General features: G+C 63.6%; 24 protein-coding genes. 13 read left to right on the plus strand and 11 right to left on the minus strand.

The window, feature by feature from the left end:
* Positions 1-103 precede the first annotated feature (103 nt).
* From ACYG97_RS17790 to ACYG97_RS17800, 3 genes are all read left to right on the plus strand, one after another.
* Positions 104-928, plus strand: a complete 825-nt coding sequence (locus tag ACYG97_RS17790; RefSeq protein WP_023671160.1) for a MurR/RpiR family transcriptional regulator — start codon at positions 104-106, stop codon at positions 926-928.
* A 171-nt stretch (positions 929-1,099) separates the two neighbouring features.
* The gene (locus ACYG97_RS17795) at positions 1,100-2,263 is read left to right on the plus strand and encodes an efflux RND transporter periplasmic adaptor subunit (RefSeq protein WP_023733514.1); all 1,164 of its coding nucleotides are present in this window, start codon (positions 1,100-1,102) and stop codon (positions 2,261-2,263) included.
* Positions 2,260-5,391, plus strand: coding sequence for an efflux RND transporter permease subunit (locus tag ACYG97_RS17800; protein WP_023733515.1), 3,132 nt, complete (start codon positions 2,260-2,262; stop codon positions 5,389-5,391). The genes ACYG97_RS17795 and ACYG97_RS17800 overlap by 4 nt, the downstream gene beginning before the upstream one ends.
* 69 nt (positions 5,392-5,460) lie before the next feature.
* On the opposite strand, the gene ACYG97_RS17805 is transcribed toward ACYG97_RS17800, so the two are convergent.
* The 4 genes from ACYG97_RS17805 to ACYG97_RS17820 are packed head-to-tail and all read right to left on the minus strand — an operon-like array spanning position 5,461 to position 8,478.
* Positions 5,461-5,958 carry a hypothetical protein gene (locus ACYG97_RS17805; RefSeq protein WP_023671157.1) on the minus strand — a complete coding sequence of 166 codons (498 nt, stop codon included), beginning with the start codon at positions 5,956-5,958 and terminating at the stop codon, positions 5,461-5,463.
* A gap of 24 nt (positions 5,959-5,982) precedes the next feature.
* Positions 5,983-7,020, minus strand: a complete 1,038-nt coding sequence (locus ACYG97_RS17810; protein WP_023691846.1) for a zinc-binding dehydrogenase — start codon at positions 7,018-7,020, stop codon at positions 5,983-5,985.
* Between the two features lie 11 nt (positions 7,021-7,031).
* The gene (locus ACYG97_RS17815; protein ID WP_196813644.1) at positions 7,032-7,316 is read right to left on the minus strand and encodes a zinc-binding dehydrogenase; all 285 of its coding nucleotides are present in this window, start codon (positions 7,314-7,316) and stop codon (positions 7,032-7,034) included.
* A complete protein-coding gene (locus ACYG97_RS17820; RefSeq protein WP_023733516.1) occupies positions 7,237-8,478 on the minus strand; it encodes an acyl-CoA dehydrogenase family protein in 1,242 nt (413 codons plus the stop codon). The genes ACYG97_RS17815 and ACYG97_RS17820 overlap by 80 nt, the downstream gene beginning before the upstream one ends.
* A gap of 127 nt (positions 8,479-8,605) precedes the next feature.
* On the opposite strand from ACYG97_RS17820, the gene ACYG97_RS17825 reads away from it, so the two are divergent.
* Genes ACYG97_RS17825 through ACYG97_RS17835 form a run of 3 tightly spaced genes read left to right on the plus strand, consistent with a single transcriptional unit; the run spans position 8,606 to position 10,964 of the window.
* Entirely contained in the window at positions 8,606-9,421 is an 816-nt protein-coding gene (locus ACYG97_RS17825; RefSeq protein ID WP_023671153.1) for an SDR family oxidoreductase, read from the plus strand.
* Positions 9,418-9,933 carry a MaoC family dehydratase gene (locus ACYG97_RS17830; protein ID WP_280790513.1) on the plus strand — a complete coding sequence of 172 codons (516 nt, stop codon included), beginning with the start codon at positions 9,418-9,420 and terminating at the stop codon, positions 9,931-9,933. Before ACYG97_RS17825 ends, ACYG97_RS17830 begins: the two co-directional genes overlap by 4 nt.
* Positions 9,930-10,964 (plus strand): phosphotransferase, encoded by a 1,035-nt coding sequence (locus ACYG97_RS17835; RefSeq protein WP_023733517.1) that lies wholly within the window; start codon positions 9,930-9,932, stop codon positions 10,962-10,964. Before ACYG97_RS17830 ends, ACYG97_RS17835 begins: the two co-directional genes overlap by 4 nt.
* 250 nt (positions 10,965-11,214) lie before the next feature.
* On the opposite strand, the gene ACYG97_RS17840 is transcribed toward ACYG97_RS17835, so the two are convergent.
* Positions 11,215-12,138, minus strand: coding sequence for a hypothetical protein (locus ACYG97_RS17840; RefSeq protein WP_156937178.1), 924 nt, complete (start codon positions 12,136-12,138; stop codon positions 11,215-11,217).
* 26 nt (positions 12,139-12,164) lie between these two features.
* Between ACYG97_RS17840 and ACYG97_RS17845 the strand changes: the two genes are divergently transcribed.
* Positions 12,165-12,809: a TetR/AcrR family transcriptional regulator gene (locus ACYG97_RS17845; protein ID WP_023671149.1), complete on the plus strand. Its 645-nt coding sequence runs from the start codon at positions 12,165-12,167 to the stop codon at positions 12,807-12,809.
* 186 nt (positions 12,810-12,995) lie between these two features.
* A complete protein-coding gene (locus ACYG97_RS17850; RefSeq protein ID WP_023671148.1) occupies positions 12,996-13,229 on the plus strand; it encodes a DUF680 domain-containing protein in 234 nt (77 codons plus the stop codon).
* Positions 13,230-13,368: 139 nt separating this feature from the next.
* On the opposite strand, the gene ACYG97_RS17855 is transcribed toward ACYG97_RS17850, so the two are convergent.
* Genes ACYG97_RS17855 through ACYG97_RS17880 form a run of 6 tightly spaced genes read right to left on the minus strand, consistent with a single transcriptional unit; the run spans position 13,369 to position 19,218 of the window.
* Positions 13,369-13,599: a hypothetical protein gene (locus ACYG97_RS17855; protein WP_023691851.1), complete on the minus strand. Its 231-nt coding sequence runs from the start codon at positions 13,597-13,599 to the stop codon at positions 13,369-13,371.
* Positions 13,600-13,651: 52 nt separating this feature from the next.
* Positions 13,652-14,236 (minus strand): sarcosine oxidase subunit gamma, encoded by a 585-nt coding sequence (locus ACYG97_RS17860; RefSeq protein WP_023691852.1) that lies wholly within the window; start codon positions 14,234-14,236, stop codon positions 13,652-13,654.
* The gene (locus ACYG97_RS17865; protein ID WP_023733518.1) at positions 14,229-17,222 is read right to left on the minus strand and encodes a sarcosine oxidase subunit alpha; all 2,994 of its coding nucleotides are present in this window, start codon (positions 17,220-17,222) and stop codon (positions 14,229-14,231) included. The genes ACYG97_RS17860 and ACYG97_RS17865 overlap by 8 nt, the downstream gene beginning before the upstream one ends.
* Positions 17,219-17,530 (minus strand): sarcosine oxidase subunit delta, encoded by a 312-nt coding sequence (locus ACYG97_RS17870; RefSeq protein ID WP_023683197.1) that lies wholly within the window; start codon positions 17,528-17,530, stop codon positions 17,219-17,221. Before ACYG97_RS17870 ends, ACYG97_RS17865 begins: the two co-directional genes overlap by 4 nt.
* A gap of 12 nt (positions 17,531-17,542) precedes the next feature.
* Positions 17,543-17,965, minus strand: a complete 423-nt coding sequence (locus ACYG97_RS17875) for a hypothetical protein (protein WP_023671143.1) — start codon at positions 17,963-17,965, stop codon at positions 17,543-17,545.
* The gene (locus ACYG97_RS17880; RefSeq protein ID WP_023686460.1) at positions 17,965-19,218 is read right to left on the minus strand and encodes a sarcosine oxidase subunit beta; all 1,254 of its coding nucleotides are present in this window, start codon (positions 19,216-19,218) and stop codon (positions 17,965-17,967) included. Before ACYG97_RS17880 ends, ACYG97_RS17875 begins: the two co-directional genes overlap by 1 nt.
* Between ACYG97_RS17880 and ACYG97_RS17885 the strand changes: the two genes are divergently transcribed.
* The 5 genes from ACYG97_RS17885 (at position 19,193) to ACYG97_RS17905 (ending at position 22,686) form a co-directional block, all read left to right on the plus strand.
* Positions 19,193-19,789, plus strand: coding sequence for a YrdB family protein (locus ACYG97_RS17885; protein WP_245260786.1), 597 nt, complete (start codon positions 19,193-19,195; stop codon positions 19,787-19,789). The genes ACYG97_RS17880 and ACYG97_RS17885 overlap by 26 nt on opposite strands.
* Before the next feature lie 133 nt (positions 19,790-19,922).
* A complete protein-coding gene (locus ACYG97_RS17890) occupies positions 19,923-20,681 on the plus strand; it encodes an SDR family oxidoreductase (protein WP_023671140.1) in 759 nt (252 codons plus the stop codon).
* 105 nt (positions 20,682-20,786) lie between these two features.
* Positions 20,787-21,173 (plus strand): SET domain-containing protein, encoded by a 387-nt coding sequence (locus tag ACYG97_RS17895; RefSeq protein WP_023671139.1) that lies wholly within the window; start codon positions 20,787-20,789, stop codon positions 21,171-21,173.
* Positions 21,174-21,349: 176 nt separating this feature from the next.
* The gene (gene rpsU, locus ACYG97_RS17900; protein WP_023671138.1) at positions 21,350-21,628 is read left to right on the plus strand and encodes a 30S ribosomal protein S21; all 279 of its coding nucleotides are present in this window, start codon (positions 21,350-21,352) and stop codon (positions 21,626-21,628) included.
* A 203-nt stretch (positions 21,629-21,831) separates the two neighbouring features.
* On the plus strand, positions 21,832-22,686 hold the full coding sequence (locus ACYG97_RS17905; RefSeq protein WP_023671137.1) for a tetratricopeptide repeat protein: 855 nt from the start codon (positions 21,832-21,834) through the stop codon (positions 22,684-22,686).
* Positions 22,687-22,927: the final 241 nt, after the last annotated feature.

Consider the following 22,927-nt stretch of genomic DNA (forward strand, 5'->3'; position numbering starts at 1 on the left):
TTGCCTCATTGCGTCCCTGTGGATGATTTCATACAGTTTGTCCGGCTTTGTCAAATGCGATTTCGGGGAAGCGGTCTGGACGGGCTCAGGGGTGGGGAAAACGATGATTTCCAGCATTGCCGAACTGATTTCGGACCGCATCGGCACGATGCCGGCCGGCGAGCGCCGCGCCGCGCAGACACTGATTGCGAACTATCCGCTGATCGGGCTGAAGACGGTCGCCGAGTTCTCGACCGCCGCCGGCGTATCGTCGCCGACCATCCTGCGCTTTGTCTCCAGGCTGGGGTTCCAGAACTATCCCGAATTCCAGTCGGCGCTGCAGGACGAACTGGCGGCGCAATTGCAGTCGCCGGCATCGCGCACGCTCAACCCGGCCTCCCCAAGCGGTGCAGTATCGCCAATGCTGGAGGCGACGCTGGACAATATGCGCGAGACCTTCAGGCATCTCTCCGACAGACAGCTTGCCGACATCGCCGCAAGGCTTGCCGACCGGCGCGGCAAGACATTCCTGATCGGCGGCCGCTTCACCGATCCGTTGGCACGCTACATGGCCGCCCATCTCGCCATCATCCAGCCCGATGTCTATCACCTTGCCGGCCAGGAGAGCATCTGGCGCGACCGGCTGATCGACATGGGCAAGCGCGACGTGCTGGTGATCTTCGACATCAGGCGCTACCAGGACAGTCTGGTACGCTTTGCCCAGACCGCGCATCAGCGCGGCGTGCAGATCGTGCTGTTCACCGACCAGTGGCTATCGCCGATCGCCCGCTTCGCCCGCCATGTCATTGCCGGACGCACCGCCGTGCCTTCGGCGTGGGACTCTTCGGCCGCTCTGTTCGTTGTCGCCGAGACGCTGATCGGCGCCGTCACCAGGCAGCTCGAGGCCGACAGCGCCAGGCGCATCCGCGACCTCGAAAGCCTGCGCTGACACGCTCAATCCCCGCCGCAAGTGCGCAAAATTACGCAGATTTAATGTGCATGGAAGCGGCAGAATTGCCATAAAGCCATGATATTGTGGCGGCTTCGCACATACTGGGTGCGTCGCTGCGCGTTTTTTTGCTTGGCGAAACCGGTAGACGTTTTGCCAACCGGAGTGTCGATGGTCGCCTGGAAACAGATCGTTTTTGCGCTTGTGATCCTGGTCGCGGCTGTCCTCGCCTGGGCGCGATTCTTCCCGGGCGCGCCGGAGGTTCTGGCACGCTGGGGCATCGACTGGACCTATGCTTCGGCGCCCGCCACAACCGGTGCGGTCGACACGACAAAACAGGCAGGCGGCCGCAACGCTGCCGGCCGCCCGGCAAATGTCGTCGCCTTGCCGGCGACCACCGCCACCATCAACGATCGCCTGCAGGCGATCGGCACCGGCCGCGCCAACGCCTCGGTGACGGTCAACCCATACAGCTCTGGGCGCCTCGTTGAATTTCTCGTCCAATCCGGCACCCGCGTCGACAAGGGGCAGATCATCGCTGTTCTCGATTCCGAGACCGAGGTGATCTCGCAAGATCGTGCCAAGCTTGCCTTGCAGGATGCCCAGGACAAGCTCGAGCGGGTGAAATCATTGAGGGCCTCCAACGCCGCGACCCCGGTCGCCGTCGCCGATGCCCAAGTGGTGCTGGCCGGCGCCAAACTGGCGCTGCAGGATGCCGAACTCGCCTTGCAGCGTCGTTCGATCGTCGCCCCTATCGCCGGCACGGTCGGCATCCTGCCGATATCGGCCGGCAATTACGTCACCAGCCAGTCGGCGATCGCCACGCTTGACGACCGCTCCTCCATCCTGGTCGATTTCCTGGTGCCCGAGCGCTTCGCCGCCGCCGTCAAGGTCGGCGCGCAACTGTCGGCGACGCCGATCGCCAATCCGAGCAAGGCCTATACCGGCACTGTGTCGGCCATCGACAACCACATCGACGAAAAGAGCCGCACCCTGCTGGTCAAGGCTGCAATCGCCAATCCGGCGGATTCGCTGCGCGCCGGCATGTCGTTCGGCATCACCATGCGCTTCCCCGGCGACACCTATCCGGCCGTCAGCCCGCTGGCAATCCTGTGGGGTTCCGACGGCGCCTATGTCTGGCAGATCGAGGACGGCAAGGCTAGGCGCGTTCCCGTGCGCATCATCCAGCGCAACACCGAGACGGTGCTGATCGACGCCGAGATCGAGGATGGCGACATGGTTGTGACCGAGGGCACCCAGAGCGTCAGCGAAGGCGGCGCGGTCCGCATCGCCGGCCAGGATCAGCGGGCCGCGGACGCGGCCGAAGGCTCATGACCGCGCCTGTCAGCACCGCCAACGAAACCGGCTTTACCGCTCTCTTCATCCGCAGGCCGGTCATGGCCTTCGTGCTGAACACGCTGATCGCAGTGGCCGGCCTTGCCGCTTTCTACGGCGTCGAAATCCGCGAACTCCCCGATGTCGACCGCGCCGTGGTCACCGTGTCGACGGCTTTCGAGGGTGCCGCCGCCGAAACCGTCGACCGTGAACTGACCGACACCATCGAGGGTGCGGTCGCGCGCGTATCCGGCGTCAAGTCGATCTCGTCGACCTCGTCCTTCGGCCAGAGCCGCGTCACCATCGAGTTCAACGACGGCGTCGATTTGAACGTCGCCGCTTCCGACGTGCGCGACGCGGTCGGCCGTGTCGCCAACATGATACCGGACACCGCCGATCCGCCGCGCATCGTCAAGGCCGATGCCAATTCCGATGCCGTGATGCGACTGGCCGTCACCTCCGACACCATGTCGGTGCAGGACATGACGGTGATTGTCCAGGACCAGATCGAGGACGAACTGGCTGCCGTGCCCGGCGTCGCCGACGTTCAGGTCTATGGCGACCGCGACAAGATCTTCCGCATCGATGTCGACCAGAACAAGCTCGCCAGCCTCGGCTTCACTGTCGCCGATCTGAGGGCAGCGCTTGCCTCGGTCGCTTTCGATTCACCAGCCGGTTCGATCACCACCACCAACCAGGATCTCATCGTCCGCACCACGGCCGATGTGACGACGCCGGAAGAATTCGAAAACATCATCATCGGCGGCACGACGCGCATCCGCGACGTCGCCACCGTCACGCTCGGTCCCGACATCGGCCAGACCTCGTTGCGCTCCGACGGCAAGACCGGCATTGGCCTTGGCATCATCCGCCAGGCGGAATCGAACACGCTGGATATTTCCACCGGAGTGAAGGCAGCCGTCGCCAAGCTGCAGGAAAACCTGCCCAAGGGCATGTCGATCAAGATCACCAGCGACGACGCAGTCTTCGTCAACGGCGCCGTGCACGAGGTCGAGATCGCGCTCGGCCTGTCGATCTCCATGGTGCTGATCGTCATCTACATCTTCCTGCTCGACTGGCGCGCGACGCTGATCCCTGGTCTGTCAATGCCGGTCGCCATGATTGGCACCATCGCCGCCATCTATCTCGCCGGCTTCTCCATCAACATCCTGACGCTTCTGGCGCTGGTGCTGGCAACCGGCCTTGTCGTCGACGACGCCATCGTCGTTCTGGAAAACATCGTGCGACGGCGCAACGAAGGCATGGGGCCTCGTGCCGCCGCCGTGCTCGGCGCCCAAGAAGTGTTCTTCGCAGTCATCGCCACGACGCTGACGCTCGTTGCCGTTTTCGTGCCGATCTCCTTCCTGCCGGGACAGACCGGCGGCCTGTTTCGCGAATTCGGCTTCGTCCTCGCCATGTCGGTGCTGCTCTCCTGCGTGGTGGCGCTGACGCTGTGCCCGATGCTGGCCTCGCGCATGTTGACCGGCGCATCGCTCCACCATGAAGGCGGTCACGGCATTGGCGCGCGCGTCGGTGGCGCGCTGAACGCGGCCTACAAGCGCGCCCTGCATGCCTGCCTCGGCGCGCCGTGGATCGTGCTGCTGGTTGCGGTGCTGTTTGCGGGCGTCGCCTTCAACCTGTTCGGCACCATCCGCCAGGAACTGACGCCGAGCGAGGACCGCGCCGTCGTGCTGTTGCGCATCAACGCGCCGCAAGGCGTCAGCCTCGATTACACCACGCAGCAGATGCAGAAGATCGAGAGGCTGATCCAGCCGCTGCGCGATTCCGGCGAGATCGTCTCGACCTTCGAAAACGCCGGCCAGAACGGCGCCTACAATTCCGGCTTCATGGTGATGACGCTGGCGCCGTGGGACGAGCGCACGCGCAGCCAGCAGGAGATCATGGCGCAGATAAGCCAGCTGACCCGGCAGGTGCCATCCGTGCGCATCTTCCCGGTGCAGGCCAATAGCCTCGGCATTCGCGGCGCCGGCAACGGCCTGCAATTCGCGCTGGTCGGCAACGACCGCAAGGCGCTCGGCGACGCGGCGGTCAAGATCATCGCCCGGATGCAGGCCGATCCGCGCTTCCAGACGCCGCGGCTTTCCATCGACCCGACGCAGCCGCAGCTGGCTGTCGCCATAGACCGCGAGCGCGCCTCCGATCTCGGCATCGACATATCAGGGCTCGCCAACACCTTGCAGGCGATGCTCGACGGCAACGATGTCGTCGATGTCTACATCGCCGACCGCAGCTATGGCGTGAAGCTGGTCTCGACCACCAACCCGATCAATGATCCGACCGATCTGGAAAACATCTTCCTGAAGACCGCCGACGGCCGCTTCGTGCCGATGTCGACCATCGCCACGCTGACCGAGCGCGCCGTGCCGCCGTCGCTGACCCGCGAACAGCAGCAGCCTTCTGTGGCGATCACCTCGAACCTGAACGGCAATTTCGCACTGGGTGACGCGCTCGGCGTTGCCGAGCAGATCGCCGCCCCGCTGCTGCCGCCGGGCAGCCGCGTCCTGCCGCTGGCCGAAGCCGCGACGCTCGGCGAGACCAACAGCGCCATGATCACCATTTTCGGCTTCGCGCTGGTCATCATCCTCCTGGTGCTCGCCGCCCAGTTCGAAAGCTTCGTCAGCGCCGTCATCATCATGGCGACGGTCCCCCTCGGCCTTGCCTGCGCAATCTTTGCGCTGCTTTTGTCAGGCACCAGCCTCAATGCCTACAGCCAGATTGGCCTCGTGCTTCTGGTCGGCGTCATGGCCAAGAACGGCATCCTCATCGTCGAATTCGCCAACCAGCTGCGCGACCGCGGCCTCGGCGTGCGCGAGGCGATCGAGCAGGCCTCGATCATCCGCCTGCGGCCGGTGATGATGACGATGATCTGCACCATCCTCGGCGGGGTCCCGCTGGTGCTGGCCGCCGGCGCCGGTGCCGAAGCGCGCATCGCGCTCGGCTGGGTCATCGTCGGCGGGCTGGGTCTCGCCACCGTCTCGACGCTGTTCCTGACCCCGGTCGCCTACCTCCTGCTCGGCCGCTTCGTCACGCCGAAGGCGCATGAGGAAGCGAGGCTGAAGCGGGAGCTTGAGGAAGCGGCGTACGCCAATGTCGAGCCGGCGGAGTAGCTGGCTCCAGTGGCTGTAGATATAGGGAGGGGGCGGTCGTCAGCACTGAAAACCGTTCGTGCGCCTCCACTATTTGCCAGTGAATTCTGGCAGTTGGATGTACGGGTTGGCCGGGTCGTACCGGTACCTCGGCTCACCTTTCCCCGGTGATATCGCACCCGCGATCAGTGCTCCTTTCGGCCCGAATTGATAGTCTATCCCGGCACAGAGGTGAGCGAGATCTTGGTAGTCAAAGCCGCGCAGCGCAACGCGGGTTTCAAACGCCGCTGCCTTGAGGGCGTCAGGCGAAAGCGCGCCGAGCGTGCTGTCGCGATATGCTTTGAGCTTGGCTTTATTGACCTTGGACGACTGACACTCCGAGCCGACTTCTCGCGCCAGCACGATGTTTCTGACTGCGGTCGCAGCAGGATTGTCCAGGGCGGCCGAATACTTCTTGAGGAAGAAGTTTGTGCTGGGGTCATTGGTCATCGACTTGCGCCAGGAAGGCGGGAACTTGTCAGCAGCCTCGGCAGAAATCGAGCCTGCCATCCCCGTGAGGACGACTGCAACGAACCACAGTTGCTTCATGGGAGAACCTCGAACTCTTCTGATCTACGGCCTAATAAACACCTTCCCGTTCGGCTTGGCCAGCTCCGCCGGGGCCTTCGCCATCGCCTCATCCAGCGGTAGCACCGCCGTCACGTCGGTTGACCAGCGCCCATCCGAAAAGCGCTTCTGTGCTTCCATGATCGCCGGGCCGCGCTTGTCGCGGAACTGGCGCATCCATTCGACCAGCCAGAAGCCTTCAATGTGCTTGTGTTGGAAGATCATCTGGCCGGGCTCACGGATGACAGTGGTGTCCGGATCGAGCCGTCCATAGATGATCCAGCGCGAGCGCTTCGGCATGGCGTCGAAGATCGCCGAGGCCAGCGGCCCGGTCACGGCATCGAGGAAGATGCGCGGCTGCTCGGCCTTGACCACATCGCGTAGTGCTGCCTTGAAATCCGGCGCCTTCTCGTTGAGCACATGGGCAGCCCCGATCTCCTTCAACAGCGGAATCTGCTCGTCGCGGCGTACGGTGACGATCGGCCGGAACCCAGCCTCCTTGGCGAGACCCGCGATCAGCTTGCAAAGCTGGCTGGCGCCGGCGGTCATGATGAAGGCTTTTTCGCCCGTCTCCTTGACGATGTCGAACATGGCGAGCGCCGTGAGCGGGTTGACGATCATCGCCGCGCCATCCTCGTCGCGGACCGTGTCGAGCAGCGGAATGCAGCCGGCAGCTTCGGCAACTGCATAGTCCGCCCACGCGCCCCAATTGGTGACGCCGGTGGTGAAGGCGATGCGCTTGCCGATCAGGCTTTTCGCATAGGGCTCGTCGCCGCTGGCAACGACCGTGCCGACACCCTCGAAGCCGGCCGGCTGGCCCTTGGCGCGCGGCTGACCGTACTGGCCCTTGATGAACATGACGTCGGACGGGTTGATCGAGGCGAGGCTGACCTTGATTAGAACCTGGCTCGGTCCGGGCGTCGGCACGCCGATGCTGCCAAGCTTGAGATACGGCTCCATCGCCTCCAGCGCACTGCCGGAGGGCGTCCTGGTGTAGCCGTCGCCGGTCAGCAGCAGTGCTTTCATGTCTGAGGGGATCGCCATGGCGGGGCTCCTTACAGTTTGAGGATGAGCTTGCCGGATGCGCCACGGCCAAGCACGCGCGTCACCACGGCGGCGGCATCGGCCAGCGGATAAGTGCCTTCGATGGCCGGCCGAACCTTGCCGGCGAGATGCCAGCCGACCAGCGCCTTCAGATTGTCGGCATGGACGAGCTGGTCGAGCGGCGCGAAATCGCGGGCGATAATGGCCTTCATCCGCTCAGACCTTTTCCTGCGTGTATTTCCTGAGTTCCGTACGCGCCACCTGCCGGCGGTGCACCGCGTCCGGCCCGTCGGCAAGGCGCAGGGTTCGCAGATGCGTCCATGAGCGTGCCAGCGGCGTGTCCTGGCTGATGCCTTGCGCCCCGAACATCTGCACGGCCTCGTCGGTGACCTTGAGCGCGACGCGCGGTGCGATGACCTTGATCTGGCTGATCCAGGGCGCGGCTGCGCGCGCATCGCCCTGGTCGATCATCCACGCCGCCTTGAGGCAGAGCAGCCGCGCCATCTCGATCTCCATGCGGCACTCGGCGATGATATCGAAATTGGCGCCGAGCTTGGCCAATGGCTGGCCGAAGGCCTCGCGGCGCACCGAGCGCTGGCACAGCAGCTCCAGCGCCATTTCGGCTTGGCCGATGGCGCGCATGCAATGGTGAATGCGGCCGGGGCCGAGCCGCCCCTGCGCGATCTCGAACCCCCTGCCCTCGCCGAGGATCAGGTTTCCGGCCGATACCCTGACATTGTCGAAGCGGAGGTGCATGTGGCCGTGCGGCGCGTCGTCATCGCCATAGACCTGCATCGGTCGAAGCTTGATCACGCCCTTGGTGTCGGACGGCACCAGGATCATCGAATGGCGGCGGTGCTGCGGCTCGGCTTCGCCGCCGGTGCGGACCATGACAATGTAGATGGCGCAGCGCGGGTCCCCGGCCCCCGACGCCCACCATTTCTCACCGTTGAGTGCATAGTCGTCGCCTCGCCGTTCGCAGCGCATGGCGATGTTGGTGGCGTCGGAGGAAGCGACGTCCGGCTCGGTCATCAGATAGGCCGAGCGGATCTTGCCCTCGAGCAGCGGCTCAAGCCATGCCTGCTTGTGGTCGTCCGAGCCGTAGCGCTCCAGCACCTCCATATTGCCGGTGTCGGGCGCCGAGCAGTTGAAGGTCTCGGCGCCGAGATGCGCCTTGCCCATCTCCTCGGCGAGGTAGGCGTATTCGACCGTCGAGAGACCATAGCCGCGCTCGGACCCGGTCAGCCAGAAATTCCACAGGCCGCGCTCCTTGGCCGTCTTCTTCAATCCCTCGAGGATCTCGGTCTGCCGCGCGGTGTAGACCCAGCGGTCGCCGCCCTTGCCGACCTCACTCAAAAAATCATGATCGAGCGGCATGATCTCATCGCGCACCATGGCGGCGACACGGGCGTGGATCGGCTTCAGCCGCTCGGTCATGCCGAGATTCATGTCCGCCATCGGTCTCCAACCCTTTCACGCATCTGGGCACTTTACCCGTGGCAAGGATGACCGTACTTCGGGTAGCCTTGTCAACGCGAGCCCCTTTCGCCCCGGACCGTGAGCAGAAAAGCGCGGAGGAATTCCGATGAGCTATCTGGAAGAACTGTTCTCAGTCGCCGGCAAGACAGCGCTGGTGACGGGAGCCGCGACCGGCATCGGCCGCATGGTGGCGACCGCTTTGGTCCAAGCCGGCGCCACCGTGATGATCGCTTCACGCAAGGGCGAGGATTGCATCAAGGTCGCCGCTGAGTTGAACGGGCTCGGCGGCTCCGGCAGTGCCGAAGGCTTTGCCGGTGACGTCTCGAGCGAAGCAGGCATTGCCGCGCTGGTCGGCGAGGTCAAGGCGCGCACCGAGAAGCTGCATATTCTGGTCAACAATGCCGGCATATCCTGGGGTGCCTCCCTGGAGGATTTTCCCTATAGCGGCTGGGCCAAGGTGTTCGCCGTCAACGTCACCGCCGTCTTCCATCTGACGCGCGAATTGCTGCCGCTGCTGGAAGCCGCCGCGAGCGATGCCGATCCGGCCCGCGTCATCAACCTGGGCTCGGTGATGGGCACGCAGCCGCTGGCCGACGACGCCTATTCCTACACCGCGTCCAAGGGCGCCGTTCACCACCTGACGCGCACGCTGGCGATCGAACTCGCGGCGCGGCGCATCACCGTCAACGCCTTCGCCCCCGGCCCCTTCCAGAGCCGGATGACCGCCTTTGCCACCGGCACCGAAGAAAAGGCCAGACATGTCGGCAGCCATGTCCCCATCGGCCGTATCGGCGTGGCGGATGACATCGGCGGCGCAACGCTCTATTTGTGCAGCCGTGCCGGTTCCTATGTCACCGGCGCCATCCTGCCGATCGACGGCGGGCAGTCGGTGCAGCATGGGCTGACATTGTTCAAGGAATGAGCCGCGGTCGGCGGCAAGGGGAGGACACCGCAGTGGAACCGATCAGTCTCGATGTGCTTCTGGCCAGCGTCGGCAAGGAAGTCGGCGTCTCGCCATGGCGCGAGGTCACACAGACCATGATCGACCAGTTCGCCGACGCCACCGACGACCACCAGTTCATCCATTGCGACCCCGAGCGGGCCAAAAACGAGACGCCGTTCGGCGGCACCATCGCGCATGGCTTCCTGTCGTTGTCGCTGCTCTCGGCGATGACCTTCGAGACCATGCCGCCGCTGGAAAAGGGCAAGATGGGCGTCAACCACGGTTTCGATTCGCTGCGCTTCCTGGCGCCGGTGAAGACCGGCGCGCGCATCCGCACCCGCTTCGTGCTGGCCGACGTCAAGGTCAGGCCGTCGGGCTGGGTGCAGACGGCGCATGACGTGACCATCGAGATCGAAGGCTCGAAGAAGCCGGCGCTGACGGCGCGCTGGCTGACGCTGACGCTGATCGAGCGTGAGCCGGAGACCGCATGAGCGGCGACGCCAACGCGCTGGACCGGACGGCACTAGCGCCCTATCTCGAGGCGCACATCCCGGGTTTTGCCAGGCTTCATTCCATCGAAAAATTCAAATCCGGCCAGTCGAACCCGACCTATCTGCTGACCGCGGCCAGCGGCCGCTATGTCCTGCGCGCCAAGCCGCCGGGCCAGTTGCTGAAATCGGCGCATCAGGTCGACCGCGAATTCACGGTCATGAAGGCGCTGGCCGGCACCGCCGTGCCGGTGCCGGCGATGCTGCATCTGTCGGCGGAGGCGACGCCGATCGGCCGCATGTTCTACGTCATGGATTTTCTCGACGGCCGCATCTTCTGGGATCCGGCAGTGCCGGAGGCCACTGGCAACGATGAGCGCGCCGCCCTCTACGATGCTATGAACGCCACGCTGGCGGCCCTGCACGATGTCGATGTCGAGGCGGTCGGGCTCGGCGATTTCGGCAAACCCGGCAATTACTTCGAACGCCAGCTGGCACGCTGGACCAGCCAGTACCGCGCCTCGGAGACCGGCACGGTCGCCGACATGGACCGGCTGATCGCCTGGCTGGAGACGCATACGCCGGCCGATGACGGCCGGATATCCCTCGTGCATGGCGACTACCGGCTGGACAACATGATCTTCGCAGCCAGTGAGCCGAAAGTGCTGGCGGTGCTCGACTGGGAACTGTCGACACTCGGCGATCCCTTCGCCGACATCGCCTATCAATGCATGCAATGGCGCCTGCCGCACGCCTCGGGCTTTCGCGGTCTTGGCGGCGTCGACCGCGCAGCCCTCGGCCTTCCTTCCGAGGACGCGTACGTCGCCGCCTATTGCCGGCGGCGCGGGCTGGGCGGCATCGACAATTGGAGCTTCTTCCTCGCCTTCTCCTTCTTCCGTTTGGCGGCCATCTGCCAGGGTGTCTACAAGCGGGCGCTCGACGGCAACGCCTCCAACCCCGAAAAGGCCAAGACCTATGGTCAAGCGGTGAAGCTGCTGTCGCACCTTGCCGCCAAGCTGATCGACCGAACCTGACTCGACAATGAGATATTGTGGTCGGCGCGATTTAATGACAGATCGGATCAGTTCCGTCCCCGACCGGGGAGCAAGCCCATACGGAGGTGGTGGCAACCGGCCTGGAAACAGGACGCAAACCGATCACCGTCTGTAGACAGAGCATGATGCCGAAAAGTGTGAAGCGGTTTTCGGACGACATCATGCTCTATCTGTTTGATTTAGAGCCGGATTCAGATTTCAGGTCAATTCGACCTGAAATCATCCGGCTCTAGCGCGCATCGCTGGAAATGAACTTCATGTGCCGGCTGACTTGCAGGGCGATGTAGACGACCAGCGAGCATCCGATCGGAAACACGATCTCAATGAGGCCGGTGGCGACAGCCTGCGGCAATGCCAGCGCAATGTCCTTGGCTGCGGCGGTCTCGATCGTCAGCGCCGTGATCCCGCCGCCGAACACCGCGCCGGCCAAGGCACCCGCCAGCATGAAATGCAGCGAGCGAGGTTCCTCCTTGGATGCCAGCGAAGCCAGCATCCAGCCCAGCAAGCCATACTCGATCGCCCGCAACATACCGAGCGTGGTGAGCGACAGGATCACGGGCTTTGCCGATACATCAAGCGCGCTCACCATCACCTTTTGCGTACCTTTGGCGATGCCCATGGCCAGCGGCCCCGAGATCATGGCGATAAGGCCGCCAAGCGAGGCTCGCACCTTGGTGATCGCCGTGCCGAGGCTGACGCCGGCGCAGACGAAGAATGACCAGGTCACGCCTTGCGCCAAGTCTATCAGAACCTGGGTTGGCGCCGGGTGCGAACCTGCCGCAAATCCGGCAGTCAAGATAAGCGCTTCCATGGCGAAGCCGATTGCGATCGCCAGCCATGCGACTATCACGACCCGCCTGAGCGCTAGCCTTGCGCCATGAGAAAGTGGATGTGCGCCCGGCAGCCCGGACGAAAGCTCTATCGCAGCCATAGAGGCCCCCCAAAACCGAAATTTCTTGCAGAGCCGCCAAATAGGCTTTGTTTGTAACAGTCCGATGTTGCCTGCGTGCGCCCAGGTTACACATGCTGTGACATAGATGCTGGCGACATGGACCAGAACGGGCACAACTATTCGAGAGAAAGCTTGAGGTCGCTTTTTGATGTCCCTGACAGCGCCCTTGCCCGTTTCCGTACAGCGTATATATTTAGTCATGCACAACCAACCAAAGGCACCGGATCTTGCCACTGAGCGTCCAGAAACGCCGCGAGAAACAAAAGGCCGAACTGCGTTCCGAACTGCTCGACGCAGCCCACAAGCTCGTCAAGGAAGAGGGCTATGAAGGCCTGACCATTCGCAAGTTGGCCAAGCGGGTCGGCTATGCTCCGATGTCGGTCTATTCCTACTTCGCCGACAAGCAAGACATCCTGTTTGCGCTGGCCGAGGATGCCTTCGAAACACTTGCCCGCCGCATCGAGGAGCATCCTTCCGACGATCCGATCGAGGCCTTGCGTGCGGTGATGACCGAATATGCTGCCTTCGGGCTCGGCAATCCCAACGAATACCGCACCGTGTTCATGACCGAAAAGACCAAGCTGCCGGAAGGCAGAAGCTATGAGGACATGGAAGAGGCCAACCCGGCGATGAAAGCGCTGATATCCAGGGTCGAGGCCTGCGTTGCTGCAGGCAAGCTGCAGGGCGATCCGCGCGCCATCGCCACCATGCTTTGGGCAGTCGGCCACGGCACCATCTCGCTTTTGATCACGTTCCCGTTCTACCCCTTCGGCGATCCGCAGGCTTTCGTGACGCGGATGTGCGATTTCACACTCGCCACGCTCAGCACTCAGAATGTGCCGCCGCTGACCGAGACCCCGGTCGACTGCTGAGCATCCCCGCCCCTCCAATTCAACGTCCGGCCTGACAGCTTCGGCTGTGTCAGTGCGCCGCAATTTTCGGCGTTCCAAAAGATTTTTCGTACGCGTACGTTTTCCGACTTGAAAACCCATCTCGGTGGGCGTATGTGTACGTTGTATCGTACATGTACGAAAAGAATTTAACCGATGGAGACAGACATGAACAAGACCCTTCTCGCTCTCGCCACCGTGCTGGCTCTCTCCGGCTCGGCTTTCGCCGCCAACAACACACACTCGACCAAGCAGGCCCCCGCCGCCACCTGCGTCGACACCACGACCAATGCCAAGCTCGATTGCGCCGTGACCGGCTCGGTCGAAAAGTCCGACGTCAAGGCCAAGAGCCCGCGTCTCGGCATCGAGATCAACCCATGGATCGTGCCGAGCACGTTCTAAGTTGATCGGGCTCGACCACAGCACAACGATTAATTTAAGGGCGGCAGGATAATCCCGGCCGCCCGTTTTTCCTCAGCGCCCCCATTTCCTCAGCGCAAGCCGGCTTTTCCTGAGTTCAAACCTGGCGTAGCCGAACGGGTTATTTCTTGCGCGGTTTGCGACCCGGCACCGTCTTGGCCTTGCCGGGTCTTGCCGGCGCGCCTGGGATGGCGGTCGAGGTGATCGACACCGGATCGCTGGCCGGAAACGTGTCCTCGAGGCCTTCCTCGAGTTCCTCTTCTTCGGCAGTCACCTCGTGATGCTGCTCATGTTCGAGTGAGCGCACGGCGGACGTCTTGCCAGCTGACTTCGGCGGCGCTTTCGACGGCATCGTATGTTCTCCCTGATGGGGGAAGCAGAACGGCTTGACCCGTCAAACGTTCCTACGCCGCCGCGTCGCTGGCTGCTTCCGACAGGAAAGTAAAGACATAGTCCGAGAAGGAACGCCAGCACTCGACCCGGAAAGCGTCGGCTGCCGTGCGCAACAGCAGGATTTCGCACTTGCCGAGAATGGTGCGCGACGCCGCGCCCACCGGAAAAGCCTCGAGCGACAAATCCTGCGGGCAGCCTGCATTGATCGCGGCGGCAGCCGCCGGGCCGGTGACGGCGAAGGCGACGTTGCGGTGCGAGATGCCGACCGCCGAATGCAATGCGGCAACCCCAGCACGATCGGCCAGCGGATCCTTGCCAGCCTCATCGATAACCAGCCACTCGTCAGGGCCAAGCCACAGCGCCGTGCGCCCTGTCTTCGACGCCGAAGTTTTCGGCTGCTTCGGCAAGGTCAGGCCGAGCGCCTTCGACAGCGCCGCGACGGAAGCCTCCGGCGCGCGCAGCGACATGCGCTCCGCCGGCGGCAGCACCTCGACCTTGACATCCGTTGCGGAAACGACGCGTTCAGCCAGGGCCGGGCGGCGCTCGACCGACGGCGCTGCAGCTGGGGCCGTCTTCTTTGCAGCAGCCTTAGCCATTGAGGCGCCCTCCCGTCTCGTCGAAGAACACCATGCCGGTAACCTCCACTTCGATCATCCCGTTCGGCATCGGCACATAGAGCGTGTCGCCCATCCGGTCGCGCCCGCCGGCAACCAGCGCCAGCGCGATCGAGCGACCGCAATTTTCCGACCAGTAGCTGGATGTGACGTGACCGATCATCTTCATCGGGATCGCCTGCTTCGGGTCGGCGACGATCTGCGCGCCTTCCTCAAGCACCACTTTCGGGTCCTTGGTCTTCAAGCCGACCAGCTGCTTGCGGCCCTTGGCGACCAGATCGGGCCGCGTCAGGCCGCGAATGCCGACGAAATCGGTCTTCTTCTTGCCGACCGCCCAGTCGAGCCCGGCATCGTTCGGCGTCACCGTGCCGTCCGTGTCCTGGCCGACGATGATGTAGCCCTTTTCGGCGCGCAGCACGTGCATCGCCTCGGTGCCGTAAGCGGCGGCGCCATGCTTTTGGCCTTCGGCCCACAGCGCTTCCCAGACCGCCTGGCCGTGATCAGCCGGCACGTTGACTTCAAAACCGCGCTCGCCGGTGAACGACATGCGAAACAGCCTGGTCGGCACGCCGCAGATCTTGCCTTCGCGCACCGACATATGCGGCAGCGCCTCGTCCGACATGTCGATGCCTTCGACCAGCGGTGCAATGATGTCTCGCGACTTCGGCCCCTGCACGGCGATGACCGCCCATTGCTCGGTGATTGACGTCAGCCAGACATTCAGATGCGGGAACTCGGTCTGGAGATAGTCCTCCATATGGTTCATGACGCGCGGCGCGCCGCCGGTTGTCGTCGTCACATGAAAACGGTCCGGCGCCAGCCTGCCGACGACGCCGTCATCATAGATGAAGCCGTCCTCGCGCAGCATGATGCCATAGCGGCAGCGGCCGGGCTCAAGCTTCTCCCATGGATTGGTATAGAGCAGTTCCATGAACCTGGCCGCATCCGGCCCGACCACTTCGATCTTGCCCAGCGTCGAGGCGTCGAACAGACCGGCATTGCTGCGGACCGCGACGCATTCGCGGTCGACTGCCTTGTGCATGTCTTCGCCCGCCTGGGGGAAATACCAGGCGCGCTTCCACTGGCCGACATCTTCGAACACGGCGCCTTGCGCTTCCGCCCAGGGATGGATCGCGGTCTTGCGTGTCGGGTCGAACAGCGGACCGCGCGAATGGCTGACGATCGCGCCGAAAGTAACAGGCGTATAGGGTGCGCGGAAAGTGGTCAGCCCGACCTCGGGGATCGGCTTGCCAAGCGTCTCGGCGGCAATCGCCAGGCCGTGCATGTTGGAGGTCTTGCCCTGGTCGGTCGCCATGCCGTTGGTGGTGAAGCGCTTGACGTGCTCGATCGAGCGCATGCCTTCATGCACCGCCTGGCGGATGTCCTTGGCGGTGACGTCATTCTGGAAATCGACGAAGGCCTTGACCGTCTTGTCCGGCCCGGCGCCGGGCGCCGCGCCCAGCATGCCGCGCGACCAGCTTTCCGACGCGTCGACCTTCGGCTTTACGCCCTTGGCCACTTTGCCGCCCGCATCCTTCGCCGCCTTTGCGCCGGCCGCATAGGCCTCATCGATCGACGCCGAGAGCCCATCCGTACCGTTGCAGGCGCCGACCGAAACGCAGTCCTGCGCATAGATGCCCGGCACGAAGCGCTTGGTCTCGTCATTGAAGGCGACCTTGCCGCGCGACTGCGAGAACAGATGCACCGATGGCGTCCAGCCGGCCGACATCAGGATGGCATCGACCGGAATGGTGCGCTCGCCGCCCCCATTCTTCGGCTGAACCGTCATCGAGGTCACGCGCAACTTGCCGCCGGCGCGGATCACCGCGCGGCCGAAATTGACCTCGATGCCGAGCGCTCTCGCCTCGTCGATCACAGGTCCGGTCGGATGGTCGCGCAGGTCAACGATCGCCGCCACGTTGACGCCGGCCTTCTTCAGGTCGATCGCGGCGGAGTAGGCCGAGTCATTGGCGGTGTAGACGCCGACATTTTTGCCGACCGCGACACCGTACTGGTTGAGATAAGTCCGCGCCGCCGAGGCCAGCATGATGCCGGGCCGGTCATTGTCGGCAAACACGATATGGCGTTCGATGGCGCCGGTCGCCAGCACCACGCGCTTGGCGCGTACCTGCCATAGGCGCTCGCGCGGCAAATCGCGGCCGGGGTTTTGCAGATGGTCGCTGACCCGCTCGACCAGGCCGACGAAGTTCTGCGCGTAGTAGCCGAACGCCGTCGTGCGCGACAAAACGCGGACATTGTCCAGGGCGGTGAGCTTGGCCACCGCGCCTTGCGCCCAGGCATAACCGTCCTGGCCATCGATCTTCGCCCCGCTCTCAAAGCGCAGGCTGCCGCCGAAGCTGGCCTGTTCATCGGCGAGGATGACACGCGCGCCGGTTTCGGCAGCGGCGAGCGCTGCCGCAATGCCGGCCGCACCGCCGCCTAGCACCAGTACGTCGCAATGCGCATAGCGCGACGAATAATGGTCGGGATCTGGCTTGTCAGGCGAAACGCCGAGGCCGGCCGCGGCGCGGATCTTCGGCTCGTAGAGGCTCTTCCAGGCTGCCTTCGGCCACATGAAGGTCTTGTAGTAGAAGCCGGCCGAAAACAGCGGCGATGCCAGATCGCTGACCGCGCCGACATCGAAGGCGAGCGAGGGCCAGCGGTTCTGAGATTGGGCGACAAGCCCGTCATAAAGTTCCTGCACGGTGGCGCGGATGTTCGGCGCCTTGCGCGCGGCGTCGCGCTTGACCTCGACCAGCGCGTTTGGCTCTTCCGCTCCGGCCGACAGGAAGCCGCGCGGACGGTGATACTTGAATGAACGTCCCACCAGATGCACGCCATTGGCAAGCAGCGCCGAGGCCAGCGTGTCGCCTTCGATGCCGGTGTAAGACTGGCCGTCGAAAGAGAACCGCGCGGTCTTGGCCTGGCTGAGACGGCCGGCGCTCGGAATGCGGAACGCGCCGCTCATTTGGAAGCCATTTCGTTGGAGTTTTTGGGCAGCTTGGACGGTTTCGGCTCGCCGGCTTTGTAAGTCATGACGAACTTGTCGGTGACGGTGTCGCGCACCGCATTGAAGAAACGCGCGCAGCCATGGATGTGGCGCCAGCGCTCATAGATGATGCCCTTGGGGTTCGAGCGGATGAAGAAGAACTTTTCGAAGTCGTCGTCGCTCTCGCCCGCCATGTTGGCCGAACGCGCAATATGCGCCTCGCCGGCGTTACGGAACTCGAGCTCCGGGCGCTCTTCCTCGCAATAGGGGCAGCGGATGAGAAGCATTATCGTTCGTTCCTACAATTCGCCGTGGCCGACATGCGCGCCGGCCGGTTGGTTGCAAAGCCTCTGGCCCATCGCAGCAAAAGGCGCGACGAGCCGAATGCGCTCCTCTACACTTGCGGCGGGGCGAAACAGCTCGCGATACGCCATGTTGCCGATCGTGAGCTGAAACGGATCGGTCGTCACGATGACGCTGCGCGGCTCGAATGTGTCGTCCTCGCCGAGATCGGAGGGCCTGTTCTCCATGAAGATGACCACCTTCTGGCCACCACTCCACACGCATCCCAGAATGCCGGCGTCGATCGAAAACGGCCAATTGGCTTCGTTGCCGGCGCGGCTGATCGGCTGCGTGCGCACTTCGTCCGGTGACGGAAAGTGGAACAGGTCCTGCTCCCCCGCCAGCACCAGCGGCACCGCTACAGCCAACTCCACCATCATCAGTGCGCCACCGCCGCCGCCGCTGCCTCGTCGATGAGGCGGCCGGTACGGAAGCGCTCGATGGTGAAGGGCGCGTTGATAGGATGCGGATCGTCCTTGGCAATCGTGTGGGCAAAGACATGGCCTGAGCCGGGCGTTGCCTTGAAGCCGCCCGTGCCCCAGCCGCAATTGACGTAGAGGCCTGATACCGGCGTCTTGGCCAGGATCGGCGAACGGTCGGGCGTCACGTCGACGATGCCGCCCCACGAGCGCAGCATCTTCATGCGGGTGAAGATCGGGAACATCTCGCAGATGGCGTCCAGCGTATGCTGCAAAATGTGCAGGCCGCCGGTCTGCGAATAGGAGACATACTGGTCGGTGCCGGCGCCGATCACCAGCTCGCCCTTGTCGGACTGCGAGATGTAGGCGTGCACCGTGTTCGACATCACCACGCAAGGCACCACCGGCTTGACCGGCTCCGACACCAGCGCCTGCAGCGGATAGCTTTCCAGCGGCATGCGCACGCCCGCCATGTTCATGATCACCGAGGAGTGGCCTGCAGCCACCACGCCGACCTTCTTGGCGCCGATGAAGCCGCGCGTCGTGTCGACGCCCATGACCGCGCCATTGGCCGCCCGCTTGACGCCGGTGACCTCGCAATTCTGGATGATGTGCACGCCGCGCGCCGAAGCGCCGCGCGCATAGCCCCAGGCCACCGCATCGTGACGCGCCGTGCCGCCTCGCCGCTGCAAGGCGGCGCCGACGACGGGATAGCGCGCCTGCCTGGAAATGTTGAGCGGCGGGCAGAATTCCTTCGCCTGCTCAGGCGTCAGCCATTCATTGTCGATGCCATTGAGACGGTTGGCATGGACATGGCGCTTCAGCACCTGGATGTCGTGCACATTGTGCGCCAGCATCATGACGCCGCGCGCCGAATACATGACGTTGTAGTTGAGTTCCTGGGAGAGCCCATCCCACAGCTTCAGCGCATGGTCGTAAATGCCGGCGCTCTCGTCGTAAAGGTAGTTGGAGCGGATGATGGTGGTGTTGCGCCCGGTGTTGCCGCCGCCTAGCCAGCCCTTTTCCAGCACCGCGACATTGGTGATGCCGTGCACGGTGGCGAGATAGTAGGCGGTGGCCAGGCCATGACCGCCGGCGCCGACGATGATGACGTCATATTCCTTCTTCGGCTCCGGCGAGGACCATTGTTCCTCCCAGCCCTTGTGGCCGCGCATGGCCTCGCGGGCGATGGCGAATACCGAATATTTTTTCAACGTTCCAGCCTCGCAAATGGCGATGGGGTATTTTACGCAGCCCCGGCGCGCGAGGTGTATCACTAGCGAAACGGCGCTTCCACCCTTGCGCTGTTTGCGACGGCGCTTGCCGTTTTGCGCCGCGGTGGAAAAGACCTGCCCGGGCTGGCAGGCATGGCTGCGTTCGGACACACTGGCGATCGCGAGACTCTGGAGGACGAATATGGGCAACGCCTGGTGGAATCTAACCTTGCGTTTCCTGCTGGAACTTGCCGCCTTGCTTGGCCTCGGCTTTGCCGGCTGGAGCCTCTCCGGCGGATGGTGGCGCTGGCTCTTCGCCTTGGCCTTGCCGTTCATTGCAGCTGCGCTGTGGGGAACCTTCGCGGTGCGCGGCGATCCGAGCCGGTCCGGACGCGCGCCGGTTCCTGTACCAGGCGCAGTCAGGCTGGTGCTTGAACTGGCCATCCTGTTTGGCGGTGCAGCCGGATTCTATGCCGCCGGTCACACGACTACGGGCGTTGTCATCACGCTGCTCATCGCCATCAGCTACGCATTTTCGCTCGATCGCCTCGGCTGGCTGCTGAAGCAATAGTCCGGCGCGCGGCGCTTGTGCCGCTGCGAAGCCATTCAGCAAGTCGAGCACGTATCGGGTGGCTAGCACCGTCCCGAACTGCGATCAACATCCCGGGTGCCGGCACAGCCGGCGCGATGAAAGGATGCAAAAAATGTTCGCACTCACCAATAAAATAGCGATCGTCACCGGCGCCAGTTCCGGCATCGGCCGCGCCACCGCAAAACTCTTCGCCGAAGAAGGCGCCAGGGTCGTCATCGCCGCCCGCCGCCAGGCCGAACTCGATGCGCTGGTCGTCGAAATCGAGGACGCCGACGGCACGGCAGTCGCGCTTGCCGGCGATGTCCGCGACGAAGCCTATGCAAAAGCCCTCGTCGATCTCGCCGTCGAAAAATTCGGCGGGCTCGATATCGCCTTCAACAATGTCGGCTCCGTCGGAACGATGGGTCCGATTTCGGAACTGTCGCTGGACGGATGGCGCGAGACGCTCGACGCCAATCTGACCAGCGCCTTTCTCGGCGCGAAATACCAGGTGCCGGCGATGGTCGAACGCGGCGGCGGATCGCTGATCTTCACCTCGACCTTCGTCGGTCACACAGTCGGCATGCCGGGCATGACCAGCTATGCCGCGAGCAAGGCCGGACTGATCGGCCTGACGCAGGTGCTGGCCGCCGAATACGGCCCCAGGGGCGTGCGGGTCAACGCGCTGATGCCGGGTGGCACCGACACGCCGTCGGCAACATTCAAGACGCCGGAATCACGCGCTTTCGTGGAAAACCTGCATGCCTTGAAACGTGTGGCTGTGCCTGAAGAGATCGCCCGCGCTGCGCTCTTCCTGGCATCGGATGCGTCGAGCTTCACCACAGGATCGGCGCTGTTTGCCGATGGCGGCGTCTCGATCACCCGGACGTGAAGCATTTCGCGGGTCATCGCCCGCGCCGATCAGCCATAGAACCCGAAACCGGACTTGCTTTTTCCTCGCGATTTGGCGATTCGGTTTCGGGTGAGGAGGACGGACATGCTGCTGATCAGGACCTATGTCGCCCAGAGCGCAATCGAAGGCGTCGGCGTGTTCGCCGCCGAGCCGATCAGGAAGGGCGCCTCGATCTGGCGGCTCGATCCGGATTTCGACCGGCTGATCCCGATGGACAAATACGAGGCGGCGCCGCCGCACCTCAAGGAATTGCTCGACCGCTATGCCTATCCGAGCCCCGACCGTCCCGGCTTCATGGTCTATGAAGTCGATAATGGCCGCTTCATGAACCACGCCGAGCGGCCGAACACGGATTTTTCGCAATATGGCGGCGCCACCGCCACTCGAGATATATCAGCCGGCGAGGAAATTACCTGCGATTACGGCGAATTCTTCGAGGATTTCGCACGGCTCCATCTGGCCAGCGCCTAGTTGGCGCCCTATCTCGGGGCTGCCGTGGCAAATTGGCGGTTGTCCTTCATTTCCAGTGTGGACAGCGCGGCCTGATTCTGCTATCAGCCGCCACAATTCGTGGTGTAAAGCGCCGCGGAGGCATGTGGCTATGGTCACTTGCCTGTTGATATCAAACCCGAAAGACAGGATTGCCCGTGCAGGTACTCGTCCGCGACAATAACGTTGATCAGGCGCTTCGCGCTCTCAAGAAGAAGATGCAGCGCGAAGGCATTTTCCGCGAAATGAAGATGCGCGGCCATTACGAGAAGCCTTCCGAGAAGCGCGCCCGTGAAAAGGCCGAAGCCGTTCGCCGCGCCCGCAAGCTGGCCCGCAAGCGCGCCCAGCGCGAAGGCCTGCTGCCGATGACGCCGCGCCCGGTTGCTGCCGGCGCCGCCGGTGGTCCTGGTGGTGCTCCGCGTCCGCCGCGGTTCTGACGCCAATTTTTCGTCCTTTTCGAAGGATACTCTGAGGTGGCGCGATGCGGAATCGCCGCCACCTTTTTGTTTGGAGCGCCGCCATTCTGTTGGAGGCCGTTCCCTTGAACGCGCAAACGGCGTTCTAGATTTTGTTACGACAATCTGTGACCCGGCCCGGAGGGGGACCTGGACGGCGCGGCTGAAGTGAGGACAGGGCAGACATGAACGCAATCGGCGTAGAGCGCAAAACCACAATGCGCGGTTTGGCCCTGGCGGCAGCCCTGATGTCCGGCCTGGTGCTTGCCAGTTGCCAGAGCGTTCCGACCGGCGAATTCAACAACATCGACAAGGCGCAAGGCTCGAGCGAGAACATCTCCTCGCTGTCGGCGGTGATCCAGCGCAATCCGCAGGATCCGGAAGGCTACAATGTGCGCGGCTCGGCCTATGGCCGTGGCGGCCAGTACCAGGCGGCGCTGAAGGATTTCGACACCGCCATCCAGCTCAACCCGAATTTCTACCAGGCCTATTCGAACCGGGCACTGATCCAGCGCTTCCTCGGCAACCAGGCGGCCGCCCTTGCCGACTACAACCGCTCGATCCAGATCAATGCAAATTATGACGCCGCCTATATCGGCCGCGGCAACCTCTATCGCAAGGCCGGCCAGACCCAGCAGGCCTTCAACGATTTCCAGAAGGCGATCCAGCTCGACACCACGGATGCCCGCGCCTATCACAATCGCGGCCTGATCTATCAAAGCCAGGGCCAGCACAAGTTTGCCATCGAGGATTTCTCGACCGCCATCTCCCTGGCGCCGGACGCGGCCGAACCCTATAACGGCCGCGGCCTCTCCTATCTCGCCATGAATGACGAGGACAACGCCTTCTCCGACTTCAACATGGCCATCAAGCTCGACGGCAAGAACGCCGAAGCCTGGTCCAACCAGGCGCTGATCTACGAGCGCCGCGGCGACAAGGTCAAGGCCTCGAAGGCCTACCGCGAAGCCGTCCATCTCGACCCGACCTACCAGCCGGCCAAGGACGGCCTGTCGCGCACATCGGGCGCCACCGCCGGCTGAGATGCGGCCGGCGCGCCGCCATCGGCGGCTTTTTATAACAACGTTCCATTCCTGATGCAGTGCGCCGCGTGAGCGGTTTCTCCCCGGGAAAGCGCAGAGCGCTTCCGCTAGGATGCCTATCCAGAAAACCCCACTATCACCCAACCTTAACCACCGGGGGCAAAGCGTTAACCCCTGCCTTGATCGCGCCAAGTTTTCAGCGGAACGCTCCGGGCCATTCAACCGTTGTTGAAGGCATTTT

Source organism: Mesorhizobium sp. W067 (genome assembly GCF_054719525.1).